The 12,520-nt window shown below is 66.8% G+C and carries 12 protein-coding genes and 2 pseudogenes; 4 read left to right on the top strand and 10 right to left on the bottom strand.

Translation table 11 applies throughout. From position 1 onward, the window contains the following. The 3 genes and pseudogenes from AC2W7K_RS07990 to AC2W7K_RS08000 all read right to left on the bottom strand — a co-directional run. A pseudogene (locus AC2W7K_RS07990) lies at positions 1-704 on the bottom strand (hypothetical protein); the annotation flags it as partial. 54 nt (positions 705-758) lie between these two features. Further along, on the bottom strand, positions 759-1,508 hold the full coding sequence (locus tag AC2W7K_RS07995; protein WP_486005973.1) for a chymotrypsin family serine protease: 750 nt from the start codon (positions 1,506-1,508) through the stop codon (positions 759-761). Between the two features lie 386 nt (positions 1,509-1,894). Next, entirely contained in the window at positions 1,895-3,793 is a 1,899-nt protein-coding gene (locus AC2W7K_RS08000) for a S1 family peptidase (RefSeq protein WP_486005974.1), read from the bottom strand. A 256-nt stretch (positions 3,794-4,049) separates the two neighbouring features. On the opposite strand from AC2W7K_RS08000, the gene AC2W7K_RS08005 reads away from it, so the two are divergent. The 3 genes from AC2W7K_RS08005 to AC2W7K_RS08015 all read left to right on the top strand — a co-directional run bounded on the left by AC2W7K_RS08005 (position 4,050) and on the right by AC2W7K_RS08015 (position 5,965). Continuing rightward, on the top strand, positions 4,050-4,505 hold the full coding sequence (locus AC2W7K_RS08005) for an META domain-containing protein (protein ID WP_211977845.1): 456 nt from the start codon (positions 4,050-4,052) through the stop codon (positions 4,503-4,505). A 62-nt stretch (positions 4,506-4,567) separates the two neighbouring features. Beyond that, on the top strand, positions 4,568-4,807 hold the full coding sequence (locus AC2W7K_RS08010; RefSeq protein ID WP_486005975.1) for an META domain-containing protein: 240 nt from the start codon (positions 4,568-4,570) through the stop codon (positions 4,805-4,807). Next, positions 4,808-5,965, top strand: coding sequence for a DUF808 domain-containing protein (locus AC2W7K_RS08015; protein ID WP_486005976.1), 1,158 nt, complete (start codon positions 4,808-4,810; stop codon positions 5,963-5,965). Positions 5,966-6,003: 38 nt separating this feature from the next. Here AC2W7K_RS08015 and AC2W7K_RS08020 read toward each other — a convergent pair whose 3' ends face one another. From AC2W7K_RS08020 to AC2W7K_RS08050, 7 genes and pseudogenes are all read right to left on the bottom strand, one after another. Continuing rightward, the gene (locus AC2W7K_RS08020; protein WP_486005977.1) at positions 6,004-6,873 is read right to left on the bottom strand and encodes an ABC transporter ATP-binding protein; all 870 of its coding nucleotides are present in this window, start codon (positions 6,871-6,873) and stop codon (positions 6,004-6,006) included. Continuing rightward, positions 6,870-7,882, bottom strand: a pseudogene (locus AC2W7K_RS08025) (FecCD family ABC transporter permease). The gene AC2W7K_RS08020 and the pseudogene AC2W7K_RS08025 overlap by 4 nt, the downstream one beginning before the upstream one ends. A gap of 95 nt (positions 7,883-7,977) precedes the next feature. Beyond that, positions 7,978-9,045: an iron chelate uptake ABC transporter family permease subunit gene (locus tag AC2W7K_RS08030; protein WP_198498493.1), complete on the bottom strand. Its 1,068-nt coding sequence runs from the start codon at positions 9,043-9,045 to the stop codon at positions 7,978-7,980. Between the two features lie 85 nt (positions 9,046-9,130). Next, positions 9,131-9,610: a SufE family protein gene (locus AC2W7K_RS08035; protein WP_198498492.1), complete on the bottom strand. Its 480-nt coding sequence runs from the start codon at positions 9,608-9,610 to the stop codon at positions 9,131-9,133. Continuing rightward, a complete protein-coding gene (locus AC2W7K_RS08040; protein ID WP_486005978.1) occupies positions 9,610-10,512 on the bottom strand; it encodes a sulfurtransferase in 903 nt (300 codons plus the stop codon). Before AC2W7K_RS08040 ends, AC2W7K_RS08035 begins: the two co-directional genes overlap by 1 nt. Before the next feature lie 23 nt (positions 10,513-10,535). Next, the gene (locus AC2W7K_RS08045; RefSeq protein ID WP_486005979.1) at positions 10,536-11,435 is read right to left on the bottom strand and encodes an alpha/beta fold hydrolase; all 900 of its coding nucleotides are present in this window, start codon (positions 11,433-11,435) and stop codon (positions 10,536-10,538) included. Between the two features lie 37 nt (positions 11,436-11,472). Further along, positions 11,473-11,964 carry an SRPBCC family protein gene (locus AC2W7K_RS08050; protein WP_486005980.1) on the bottom strand — a complete coding sequence of 164 codons (492 nt, stop codon included), beginning with the start codon at positions 11,962-11,964 and terminating at the stop codon, positions 11,473-11,475. A 78-nt stretch (positions 11,965-12,042) separates the two neighbouring features. Here AC2W7K_RS08050 and AC2W7K_RS08055 point away from each other — a divergent pair, with 78 nt between their 5' ends. Next, positions 12,043-12,510, top strand: coding sequence for an NUDIX hydrolase (locus AC2W7K_RS08055; protein WP_198498489.1), 468 nt, complete (start codon positions 12,043-12,045; stop codon positions 12,508-12,510). The last annotated feature ends 10 nt before the right edge of the window (positions 12,511-12,520 follow it).

Genomic DNA, 12,520 nt, shown 5'->3' on the forward strand with positions numbered 1-12,520 from the left:
GCCTCAGCACCCGTGGCACCAGCGTCAGCCTCAGCACCCGTGGCACCAGCGTCAGCCTCAGCACCGGTCGCACCAGCGTCAGCCTCAGCACCGGTCGCACCAGCGTCAGCCTCAGCACCGGTCGCACCAGCGTCAGCGTTCGCCGCCGAATCGTCTTCGACCGTCACCTTGAAGTTGACGGTTTCCGAAGAGCCGCCTTCATTCTTGGCAGTCGCGGCGTAGTCGTAGACGCCGACACTGGCGGGGCCCTCGATGCTGAAGTTGCCGTCAGCATCGGTCTTCACCGTCTGATCGCCGCTGGGGTCGGCCTGAGGAGCCGGACCCCAGGTGATCTGAACATCGGTGTTCGGCGCAGCCTTACCGGTAACGGCTCCATTGGGCTTGATCGTCTGATCGCTCACGACCGGAGCGGCAGGCGGTTCAGGCGTCTGATTGGGGTCCTTGAAGGTGACCGACTGGCCCGACTTCTCCAGCGAGTAGTCGAGGTCGGCAACCCACGACCACTGACCGAATTCAGGGCTGTCCTCACCGGGTCCGCCGGAGATCACGCCGATGGCGGCATCGCCCTGATAGACAGCTCCACCGGAATCGCCCGAGGCCGAGAACGCCTTGGAGCCTGAATCGACCTGGAAACCATGAACCGCACGACCACCGATGTTCGCGAACTGGAACTGGGTATCAGTCGACACCGTGCCCGTGGTCACACCGGTCGTACGACCGGACTTGGTGATGGAAGCTCCTGGCGTCTCGGTGCCGAGCTAGGTGATCTTCGTGGTGGAAAGCGACAGATCATCATCTTTCGCAGTCGTCCAGTCGGTGACTTCGGGCTTCACGGTGAATCCCTCAGCAACCTTGATGACACCGAAATCGTAAGCCTTATCGGGGTCGTCCACATTTGAGCCTGAAATGGTCGAACCATACTGGTACGTTCCCCACGTTCCGGGGGCTCCGGTGCCGTTCGGATCGAAGCCTTCGCCGCCGACTGCAGAGGCCGTGGACGGGCGCTCCGTGTCGACGATCTGCGTAGACGCACCACCATCATCGGCGCAATGACCAGCGGTCAGCACGATCGGCGCTCCATTCGCGTCCCAGCCGGAGAATCCGGTCGAGCAGACGGCGGTTCGGTTGAGCGAAGGAACGTTGAAGAGGTAGCCTGCTCCGCCGACAAGGTCCTTCTTGCTCTGCGGTTCGCCAGCCGTGAACTCGCTGGACACCTTGACTTCTACGTTCTTGTACTTGGAATCGAGCTTCTCGACGCTGTCCGTCTTCTCCGATACGCCAAGGTAGAGGGTGTCGCCGGACGTGCCGAATCGACCGATCTCAGTGGGCAGTTCGCCCTTGTCGTTCGCCAGATATTCAGCGACTGCGTCCTGAACCGCTGACTCGGACTTCACATTGATCGCCGGCTTGTCCGCAGCAATTGCGGGACCTGCGAAGAACGCACTGCCCAGACCAAGCGCCGCAGCGGCGGTCATAGCGAGCGAGCTCTGCACGAGCTTCTTCTGCATACTTTCCGTCTCTCTTCTTCGGGGAGTTACCAATGTCACAAAGTGATGACCTTAGTCACAAATAGGTTACGGGCCGCATCCATGGACCACCAAGAAATGGGGTCTGTTCCTGTGAACTAAATGAACGAAACAGAAGACTGCTCGAACGAGACCGAGCAACCGAATTGTCTTCGTTGCTGTTCAGACCACTGCGGTGTCGTGAGAACCGCACCAGAAAGCCGCTCGGCTCCGGCGCGGCAACCTCTCGACTCATCGGGCGCGTGCCGCGGTACAGCATCACGAAACGGAAAACAAAGGCGCCCCCGGTGTCTCCACCGAGGGCGCCCTGTCAGCTGTGCTCACACCGCAACTGAACAGAGTCAGTCACTGTGCGCAGCTCAGCGCATTCAGTTCTTCTTCGCGCGACGCATCGTCAGCACCACAGCGGCGCCGCCGACGAGGAGCAGACCTGCACCGGCTGCGAGACCGGTGAGCTCGGCACCGGTGCGGGGCAGATCGCCGCCCCCGTCACCGCCGTCCTTGCCATCATCGCTGCCGCCGCCGTTGCCCTTCTCATCGGCAACGACCTTGAACGACCCGGTCAGAGCCGACTCGTCCTCGGTGTCATTGGCGCCGGTGACGGAAACATCGTACTGGCCGATGTAGACCGAGGGGTCGGAGGCGCTCGTTCCGTAGATCGAGAAGGCTGCGACGCCATCGGCGTTGGCCGTCTCGTCGAGTTCGATGCCCTTGACGTTCTCCGGTCCGGACACGAGCTTGAGCGACACCTTCTCGCCCTCGTCGAAGCCCTTGACGGTGATCTTCACGGCCTTGTCCTGCTGGACGAAGTCCGAGGCGGCGATCTCCTTCGGGTCGACCGTGATTCCGCGCTCCACCGGAGCCGGGGTCTCGGTCTTCTCCTCTTCGACGGTCACCGTGAAGGTCGCGGCTTCCGACTCCTGACCGTCGACGACAGCCGTCGCGGTGTAGTCGTAGTCGCCGGCGGCCTCGGGGCCTTCGAGGACGAAGTTGCCATCGGCGTCGGCCTTGACCGTCTCCGAGCCCTCCGTCGCGGCCTGAGCACTGTTCGTGCCGGCATCGGCGGCCGGCTTCCAGTCGACCTTGACCTCGGCATTCGCCGCAGCCTTGCCCTTGACGTCGCCGTTGGGCTTGATGGTCTGATCCTCGACAACGGGGGCGGCCGGGGCTTCGGGGGTCTCCGTGCCCGGCTTCTCGATGTTGAACGACTGGCCGGACTGCTCGAGCGAGTAGTCGAGGTCAGCGACCCAGCCGAACTGCGTGCCGTCGCCGGCAGGTCCGCCGCCGGAGATGACGCCGACAGCGGTGTCGCCCTGGAAGACGGCTCCGCCGGAGTCGCCCGGCTGCGAGAACGGCTTGTCGGCCGGCGAGGTCACGCCGAAGCCGTGCACCCAGTATCCGCCGACGTTCGTGAAGTCGAAGTTGTAATCCTCGCGCGGGATGACCTCGCCCTCGGTCAGACCGGTGGTGCGTCCGGACTTCTGGATCTTGCCTTCGGTGTGGGCGCCGACCTTCGCGATGTCGGTGGCGAGGCTCGAGGACAGGTCCTCGGTGTCCGCGGAGGTCCAGTCGGTCACACCGTTCTTGACGTTGTACTTCGACTCGTCGACGTTGATGACGGCGAAGTCGATGTCGCTGTCCTTCGGGAGCGGCGGATTCGGGTCCGTCGGGTCGAGGAGGTCACCGCTGCCGTAGCTGGAGTAGCCCCACTCGCCGGCGATGCCGAGGCCCGACGGATCGAAGCCCTCGCCGCCGTTGGCCTGCGCGGTGCTCGGACGCTCGGTCTGGTCGACGGTCGAGTCGCCGTTGATCTCACCGGTGTCGGCGTTGTAGTTCTTCGCGCAGTGACCGGCCGTGAGGACGACGGGCTTGCCCGCATCGTCCCAGCCGGAGAATCCGGTCGAGCAGACTCCGCCGCCGGCCGGGGTCTGCACGAGGTACCCGGCGCCGCCGACGAGGTCGTTCTTCGCGTACGGCTCGAGCTCCTTGATGCCTTCGGTGATCGTGATGTTCGAGTACTTCTTCTCGAGATCCTCGATCTCCGGCGTCTTCTTCTCGACGCCGAGGCTGAGCTTGCCGCCCCGCTCACCGTAGGCGTTGACGCCTTCGATGTCGGACAGCGCCTTCTGGATCTGGGTGTCGCTCTGCACGTCGAGCTTCTGCGGGGCGGCGGTGGCCATCGCAGGCGACGCGAAGAAGGCGCTGCCGAGGCTGAGCGCTGCGACAGCGGACAGGGCGAGCGAACTCTGCACGAGTTTCTTCTGCATACTCTTGGATTCCCTTGGTCGGATTGTCTGGTGTGATTGTCGGCCGTACTCGCGGCCTCGCTCGCTCAGCAGTCATATGTGCTGTCACGAACAGATCACGAATACGTCTCTCAACCGTGTGCCAGGTTACGGATCGGCAACGGTGCGAAGCAACAAGGTTGCGTGTTGCCGGTGAACAAAACGAACAAAACGTGGAATCGCGCGCTTCGTCGGCGACGAGGATCGACCTCTCGGGCCTCCCCGTTATGATCGGTGCATGACGACCCTCAGCGTGCACCGACTGTCCCCCGGCCTCAGGCGTGTCCTCGGCGCGATCGCCCTTGCGGCGACGTTGCCCCTTGCCGCGTGCAGCACAGGCTCTCCTGCCGAGTCGCCCACGAGTTCGGCTGCCAGCGAAACAAGCTCACCGACCGAGACCGCCGCGGCCGAGCTCGATCCTGTCGGGAAATGGACGTCCCCTGAGGCAGGAAACCCCTTCCTCGATTTCAGTGACGACGGTGCAGTCTCGGGTTCGGACGGATGCAACGCCATTGATACGACCTGGACTGTCGAGGGAGACGAGATCACGATCGAGCCGTTCGCAACGACGCAGAAAGCCTGCCCCGGGGACCAATGGCTGTCGAAGGCCTCGACGGCGACGATCGACGGCGAAGTCATGACGTTCAAAGACGATCAGGGATCAGTCATCGGCGGATTGGAGAAGGAGAAATGACACACAGCGCCAGTGGGAGGTGGGCTGCTGAGAGCAATCCCCACGCCTTCCTCGAATTCGCTTTGGACGGATCTGTCACGGGCAGCGACGGCGCCAACCGCATAGTGACGACCTGGCAGCCTGACGGTGACGGCAGCGCAGTCGTCGCCCCGTTCCTCACCACGCAGATGGCCGCCAAAGGAATGCAGACATGGGTGGGTGGAGTGCGCCGGGTCGAGGTCGACGGTAATGTCCTCGCGGTCTTCGACCAGAGCGGGAACCGCCTCGGCGAGCTGATCCACGACAACGGCGGGGAGAAGTAGATGGCCGGCGGCCTCTTCGCCCTCCTCGACGATGTGGCAGCACTCGTCAAGCTCTCGGCTGCCAGCCTCGACGACGTGGCCGCCGGTGCTTCGCGCGCCGGCGCCAAGACCGTCGGCGTCGTCGTCGACGATGCCGCTGTCACCCCGAAGTTCGTCGAGGGCGTCGATCCCAAGCGCGAACTGCCGATCATCAAGCGCATCGCGATCGGCTCGCTGTTCAACAAGATCGTCATCATCCTGCCGATCATCCTCCTGCTCAGTCAGTTCCTGCCGTGGCTTCTCACTCCCCTCCTCATGGTCGGCGGCACGTACCTGTGCTTCGAAGGGGCCGAGAAGATCTTCGAGAAGCTCGGCTGGGTCGAGGCGCACGACGACAAGGACGAGGCCGCCGGGCAGGCTCCGGAGGATGAGGCCGGTCGTGAGAAGAAGATCGTGCGCTCGGCGATCACCACGGACTTCGTGCTCAGCTGCGAGATCATGGTCATCGCCCTCAACGAGGTGGCCCAGGAGCCGCTGCTGTCGCGGGCGATCATCCTCGTCGTCGTCGCGCTCGCGATCACCGTCGGCGTCTACGGCGTCGTCGCCCTCATCGTCAAGATGGATGACATCGGCCTCAACCTCGCCGGTCGCGAGAATCCGGGCACGCAGAAGTTCGGTCGCTTCCTCGTCCAGTCGATGCCGAAGCTCCTCGGCGGGCTCTCCGTCATCGGCACCCTGGCGATGCTCTGGGTCGGCGGCCACATCATCCTCGTCGGCACCGACGAACTCGGCTTCACCGCCATCTACGACTTCGTCCACAGCCTCGAGGCTCCTGCCGCCGAGGTGGCAGGCATCCTCGGCTGGCTCGTCAACACGTTCTTCTCGCTCATCCTCGGTGCGATCTGGGGCGCCATCGTCGCGGCGATCGCGATCGGCATCCAGAAGCTCGTGAAGAAGCCGAACCACGACAGTGCCGATCACACGGCCGCGACCGGCGCCCGGACTGCCGAGGCGCGGAGCGCGCAGGGCACTGCACCGGACACGTCGAACAACGGCACACAGGCCGGCAGCCGGCCCGACACCGGCGGGACCGACGGCAGCCGGACCGACACCGACGGGACCAACACCGCCCGGCCCGACACCGACGGGCCTGACGGCGACGGGGCCGACAAGCGGTAGGCGGCACCCCCGGATTCAGCTGAGGAGCCGCGCGAACGTCAGGCGCTGGCTTTCTCCGCACGGTCGGCGAAGGTCTTCTTCGGCGGCCCGGGCACGATCATCGGCGCGCCCGTGACCGGGTCGTCGATGACGCTGCAGTCGATGCCGAACACGTCGTGGACGAGCTCGGCGGTGACGATCTGCGAGGGGGCGCCCTGAGCGACGATCGCGCCGTCCTTCATCGCGACGATCTCGTCGGCGTAGCGGCACGCCTGGTTGAGGTCGTGGAGCACGGCGACGAGCGTGTGCCCGTGCTCGTGGTTGAGCTGGGCGAACAGGTCGAGCAGTTCGATCTGGAAGGCGACGTCGAGGAACGTCGTCGGCTCGTCGAGGAGGAGCAGCGGCGTCTCCTGGGCGAGCACCATCGCGACCCACACCCGCTGCCGCTGACCGCCGGAGAGCTCATCGACCTGACGCGCCGAGAGCTCCTCGGTGTTCGTCGCTCGCAGCGCGGAGAGCACGGCGATCTCGTCGGCATCCGTCCACTGCTTGAGGAACGACTGGTGCGGGTGGCGCCCACGCGCGACGAGTTCGCCGACCGTGATGCCCTCCGGGGCGATCGAGCTCTGCGGCAGCAGGCCGAGACGCTTGGCGATCTGCTTCGTCTTCAGCTTCGTGATGTCGGTGCCGTCGAGGAGGACGGTTCCCTTCGCCGGCGGCAGGAGACGCGCGAGGGCGCGCAGCAGCGTCGACTTGCCGCACGCATTCGGACCGACGATGACGGTGAACTTCCCCTCCGGGATCCGCACGTCGAGGTCGGTGACGATCTGGCGCTGGTCATAGGCGAGGTCGAGGTGCTCCGCCATCAGCGGCGCCGGGGCGTCGACCCCTGAGGATGCGAGGTCTGCGGCCATGGTGTGAGCGCTCATTGTGCCCTCCGAGCTTCTTGGACGAGTAGCCAGATGAGGTAGACGCCGCCGATGCACACGGTGACGACTCCGACGGGAAGTTGGATCTCGCCCAGGGCGTGCTGGGCGATGAGGTCGGCCCCGACGAGGAGGAGCGCGCCCACGGCGGCGGCCATGAGCAGGCTCGTGCCCTGCGACCTCGCGATGCGCCGCCCGATCTGCGGGGCGGCCAGGGCGACGAAGGCGATCGGGCCGGCAGCGGCGGTGACCACGGCGACGAGAGCGACGGCGACGAGGATGAGCGCCGCCCGCACGGGTTCGTTGCGCACCCCGAGGGCCTTCGCGGTGTCGTCGCCGAGCTCAAGCGTGCCGAGGTCGCGGGAGAAGAGTCCGCAGGCGATGCCGAGGACGATCGTGGCGATCGTCGCCGGCAGGATCGTCGACCAGCCCATGCCTTTGAGGGTGCCCGCGCCCCACGTGGCGGCGGCCATCGCGAGATCGAGGTCGGCGCGCATGATCAGCCACGTGTTGAAGGCGCTGAGCATCGCAGTGAGCGCGATGCCGACATGATGAGCCGGAAGCCCTGGACTCCGCCCTTCCACGTGAGGACGTAGACGAGGACGGCGGTGAGGATGCCGCCGAGGATCGCGCCGAAGGCGGTGGAGACGAAGCTCGTCCCGAAGAAGATGATCGTCACGATGCCGCCGGTGTAGGCGCCGGTGGAGAAGCCGATGATGTCCGGGCTGCCGAGCGGATTGCGCGTCAGCGATTGGAAGACGGCACCGGAGACGCCGAGGCCGGCGCCGAGGACGATGCCGGCGACGATCCGCGGGGCCCGCCATTCGCCGACGACGGTGTTGACGATGCGCTGGTCAGCGGCCCCGAAAAGACCTTCGAACACCTCGGCGGGGGTGAGGGAGAACTCCCCGAGAAGAAGGCCGAAGAAGCCGCAGACGAGGGCGAGGAACGCGACGATGCCGGCGGCCACGACGACGCGGACGTCGATGCGGTGGCCGAGCACCCGGGCCATGGGCCGACCGAAGTCGATCCGCTCCCCCGCGGCCACGCCCTTGCCGGGGACGAGTTCGCGGACCGGGCTGGTGTCTGCGGCTGCCGATGTCGGGCTCACAGGCCGCTCGCTTTCTTCCGGCGCACGAGCGCGATGAGGACGGGGGCGCCGACGAAGGCGGTGACGACGCCGACCTGCAGCTCACCGGGCTTCATGACGACACGGCCGATGATGTCGGAGGCGAGCAGGAGGATCGGGGACAGGATGAGCGAATAGCTGAGGATCCACCGCTGGTCGGGACCGACGATCCACCGCGCGATGTGCGGGATCATCAGCCCGATGAAGCCGATCGGACCGGCCGCTGCGGTGGCGGCTCCGGCGAGGAGGGTGACGGCGATGATCGAGAGGATCCGCGTGCGATTGACCGAGGTGCCGAGGCTCGCGGCGAGATCGTCACCGAGGGCGACGGCGTTGAGCGAGTGCGAGAGCGCCAAGGCCAGGACGATGCCGATCGCGATGAACGGGACGACCGCGGAGACCGTGTCGAAGTCGCGGCCGGCGATCGCACCGACGTCCCACGAGCGGAACGCGTCGAACGCACGTTCGTTGGTGAGCAGGATGCCCTTCGTCAGTCCCGTGAGCACGGCGGCCACGGCGACCCCGGCGAGGGTGAGACGGATGGGATCGACCGTGCGGGTGCGCCCGGCGGAGCCGATGACGTAGACGCCGGTCGTTGCGAGCAGGGCGCCGAGGAAGGCGAACCAGACGTAGCCGCTGATCGAGGTGATGCCGAAGAATCCGATGCCGACGGTGACGGCGAACGACGCTCCGGCATTGACGCCGAGGATGCCGGGATCGGCGAGCGGGTTGCGGGTGAGCGCCTGGATGAGCGCCCCGGACAGCCCGAGTCCCATGCCGACGATGATGCCGAGCACGGTCCGCGGGAACCGCAGCTCGAGGACGACGAGCTGATCGTCGCTGCCGGAGGGGGCGACGAAAGCGCCGATGACCTCCGAGACCGGCATGTCCCGCGTGCCGATCGCCAGGGATGCGAGGATGACGACGACGAGGGCGATGAGCGCGATGACGAGGCCGATGGCCCGTCGCGCCTTGAGTGCGGCCGAGGTCGAGGGCTTCGAAGTGGAGTCTGCTGTCGCCGAGGCGGGGGTGGCGAGAGCAGTCATCGGAAGATCCTCGGAGGTCGATTGATTAAGGACAGGCTAACCACAATCTAGCCCAACTGCGCCCCTCAGCCAACCGCCTCCGCGCTCATGCGGATGTGATCTTGCCGATCCTCTCAGAAACCTGACGCTGGATGCGCGAGAGCATTCCGCTCATGCCCCGCAGTCGCAGCGGGCTCACCGCGTCGGTCAGCGACAGCCGCAGAGGCAGGTCCGCGGGGACGGAGAGCACCGTCTCAGCGGTCTGCCCGTCGAGGCCCTCGGAGAGGATACCGGCGAACCCGCGGGTCGTCGGCGCCTCCGGTGGGGCGGAGAAGTGGAGGCGCACGGTCGCCTGCTCACCGCTGTCGGGGTCGTCGACCTCGGTGACGAGGAAGATCGGCGACTGGCATTCGGGCACCGGTTCGAGGAGCTCGGGATGATCGGCGTACTTCGCCGGCAGCTCGGGCAGCTCATTCGAGAACTCGAGGAGCAGCTGGAGCCGCTCGGCCGGCTCGGTCTCGGCGAAGTCGGTGACGATCTCGGCCAGCGAGTCCGGCAGGTCGGAGGTGGTGATGTCCGCGGCCATCAGCGTGCCGGCACCTCGCCCGGTTCGGTGCCCGTGGCGATCGGCACGCGCACCGCGTTGCCCCACTCCGTCCACGACCCGTCGTAGTTGCGGACGTGGTCGTAGCCGAGCAGGTGCTGGAGGACGAACCACGTGTGGCTCGAGCGCTCTCCGATCCGGCAGTAGGCGATGACATCGTCGGAGGTGCCGAGACCCGCCCCGTCGGTGTAGATGGCGCGCAGCTCATCCGCGGTGCGGAACGTGCCGTCCTCGTTCGCGGCCTTCGCCCACGGCACCGACTGCGCCCCGGGGATGTGACCGCCGCGCAGGGCGCCCTCCTCGGGGTACGCGCGCATGTGCGTGCGTTCGCCGCTGTACTCCTCGGGGCTGCGGACGTCGATGAGCGGGCGTGTGCCGAGTCCGTCCCTGACCTCGGGCAGGAAGGCCCGCAGCGTCTGGTCGTCACGCTCGACGACCGGGTAGTCGGTGGTCTCCCGCTGCGGCTTCTCGGTCGTCATCTCCCGACCCTCGGCCTCCCACTTCGCCCGGCCGCCGTCCATCAGCCGGACGTCGGCGTGGCCGAAGAGCGAGAACACCCACAGCGCGTAGGCGGCCCACCAGTTGGACTTGTCGCCGTAGAAGACGATCGTGTCGTCCCGGGAGATCCCCTTGGCGGCCATGAGCGCTGCGAATCCCGCACCGTCGACGTAGTCGCGAGAGACGGGGTCATTGAGTTCGGTGTGCCAATCGACCTTGACGGCACCGGGGATGTGGCCGGTCTCGTAGAGGAGGACGTCCTCGTCGCTTTCGACGATGACGACGCCGGGATCGCTCGCATGCTCGGCCACCCAGTCGGTGCTCACCAGTCGGGATCCGTCGGCGTAGTCGGCGAACTTGGGAGTCTGGTCGATGGGTGCGCTCACGCGTTCCTCCTGTGGGATCGATGTCAGTTCAGCGTGTCCGAGGTCGCTGCGGCCGCCTCGGCGGCCGGTGCAGCGTCCTCTGTGGCGACAACGCCGTGTTCAGCCAGCATATTCCGGTCGGTTGAGGACGTCCGCAGGGCCGTCACGAACGCCTCCGGCTTCTCCGAATGGACCCAGTGCCCCGATCCCTTGACGGTGACGAGTGTGGTTCGGGGGAAGAGGGAGCGCATGAGCGGCAGCTGTGTGCGGTCGATGTAGTCCGATTCCGCGCCGGCGACCCAGAGCACGGGGCGGGGGAACTGCCTCGCACCCGTGTCCGCAGCGACGAGGTCGGACGCCTCCGGAAAGCCGCCGATGACCGGGAGGTTCGCCCGCAGCATCGTGAGGTTCGGCTGCCACGCATAGCCGCCCGAATCCGGTCTGAGGTTCTGCAGGAGGAAGCCGCGCACCGTGGGGTCGGGGATCGTCTCCTGCAGGGCCGCATCCGCCTCGGTGCGCGAGGACACGGTGTCGAGGTCGAGTTCGGCGAGGCTCGTGAGCAGGTGGTCGAACGTGCCGACGTCTCCCCCGCCGCTCGGAGCGATGTCGACGACGACGAGGCGGTCGACGAGGTCGGGATGGCGGAGCGCGAGCACCATCGCCACCTTGCCCCCGAGGGAATGGCCGACGAGGTGGACGGGGCGATCCTCAGGATCGGTCGCCTCGGTGATGGCGGCGGCCACGGCATCCGCGGTCGCGACGTAGCTGAAGGCGTCCGTCCACGCCGATTCCCCGTGATCGGGGAGGTCGACGAGGAGGCTCGAGAACTCCGGGCTCAGGGCCTTCGCGATCGACGCGAAGTTCTTGCCGCGCCCGAACAGTCCGTGGAGGAAGACGATGAGCTTCCCCGTGTCTCCGATGCGTCTGCTGGCGATCTCACTCACGCCACCAGCCTACCCGTCAGCGGCGCCCTGTCACCGTCTACGCCAGCGCGGCCAGGGAGGCGTCGAGGAAGGCCGGCGGGAAGACAGGGAAGCCGCCGAAATCGTCGCGCACCGCCTGCGTCGTCCCCGACCAGTCGTAAGTCAGGGTCACCTCGGTGCCTCCGTCGACGGGCGCGAGGTCGTAGCGCCAGCGCCAGCCGCCGACGGCGACGTCGCCCGTGCCGTCGTCCTGGCCGGGATCCCAGCTGATCGCCGTGTCGGGTTCGAAGGCGGTGACGACATTGTCCATCCGGTAGGCCCCACCGGCCTGTTCGAGGAACATGTTCATCGAGAAGACCTGCCCGACGCGGGTGATCGGTTCGGCCGAGATCGCCGAGCGCACCCAGTCGCCGGGTTCGGTGTCCTGGTGGCGCCCGGGATCGGCGAGCACCGCGAAGATCTCCGCCGGTGATGCTGCGATGACGCGGGTGCTCGACATCTTGTCGCCGGGATAAGTCGTCTGGGAGCGGGCTGCGCGCGTGTCGGCCATGGCCTCAGCCTAGGCACGGGGAGGGGAATTGGGAAGTCCGCGCCGAGGGCGCCGTGAACTCATGGGTAGGGTGTGGACATGGACTTGCACTTCTCCGAATACGACACGCGCGTCGCCGGCTACGCCGTGATCGTCAACGACAGCGATGAGATCCTGCTCAGCTGGTTCAACGGCGGTGGCGAGCCCAACCGTGCCCTGTGGACGCTGCCGGGCGGAGGCATCGACTACGAGGAGAGCATCGAGGACGGCACCGTGCGGGAGATCCGGGAGGAGACCGGGTTCGACGCCGAGCTCGTCCGCCCGCTGACGACGCACAGCTTCACGGAGAAGCACCGCCGCAGCGGGCGCCCCTTCAAGGGTGTGCGAGTCGTCTATCTCGCGCGGATCGTCGGCGGCAGCCTCGGCACCCTCGAGGTCGACGGCACGACCGACAGGGCCGAGTGGATCTCGATTCCCGCGCTCGCGCGCATCCGCCACGCCCGCATCATCGACGTTGGCCTCGAGGCGTGGCGGACCGATGCGGCGAAGGGGCAGAACAGCCGGTGAGGGTCTCCCG

This window comes from Brevibacterium sp. LAARM2_SD2 (genome assembly GCF_057364785.1).

Coding starts and splice junctions, on each gene's coding strand:
- AC2W7K_RS08020 (WP_486005977.1), bottom strand. CDS start 6,873: ATGAGCGCTCACACCATGGCCGCAGACCTCGCATCCTCAGGGGTCGAC.
- AC2W7K_RS08030 (WP_198498493.1), bottom strand. CDS start 9,045: ATGACTGCTCTCGCCACCCCCGCCTCGGCGACAGCAGACTCCACTTCG.
- AC2W7K_RS08015 (WP_486005976.1), top strand. CDS start 4,808: ATGGCCGGCGGCCTCTTCGCCCTCCTCGACGATGTGGCAGCACTCGTC.
- AC2W7K_RS08055 (WP_198498489.1), top strand. CDS start 12,043: ATGGACTTGCACTTCTCCGAATACGACACGCGCGTCGCCGGCTACGCC.
- AC2W7K_RS08035 (WP_198498492.1), bottom strand. CDS start 9,610: ATGGCCGCGGACATCACCACCTCCGACCTGCCGGACTCGCTGGCCGAG.
- AC2W7K_RS08005 (WP_211977845.1), top strand. CDS start 4,050: ATGACGACCCTCAGCGTGCACCGACTGTCCCCCGGCCTCAGGCGTGTC.
- AC2W7K_RS08000 (WP_486005974.1), bottom strand. CDS start 3,793: ATGCAGAAGAAACTCGTGCAGAGTTCGCTCGCCCTGTCCGCTGTCGCA.
- AC2W7K_RS08050 (WP_486005980.1), bottom strand. CDS start 11,964: ATGGCCGACACGCGCGCAGCCCGCTCCCAGACGACTTATCCCGGCGAC.
- AC2W7K_RS07995 (WP_486005973.1), bottom strand. CDS start 1,508: ATGCAGAAGAAGCTCGTGCAGAGCTCGCTCGCTATGACCGCCGCTGCG.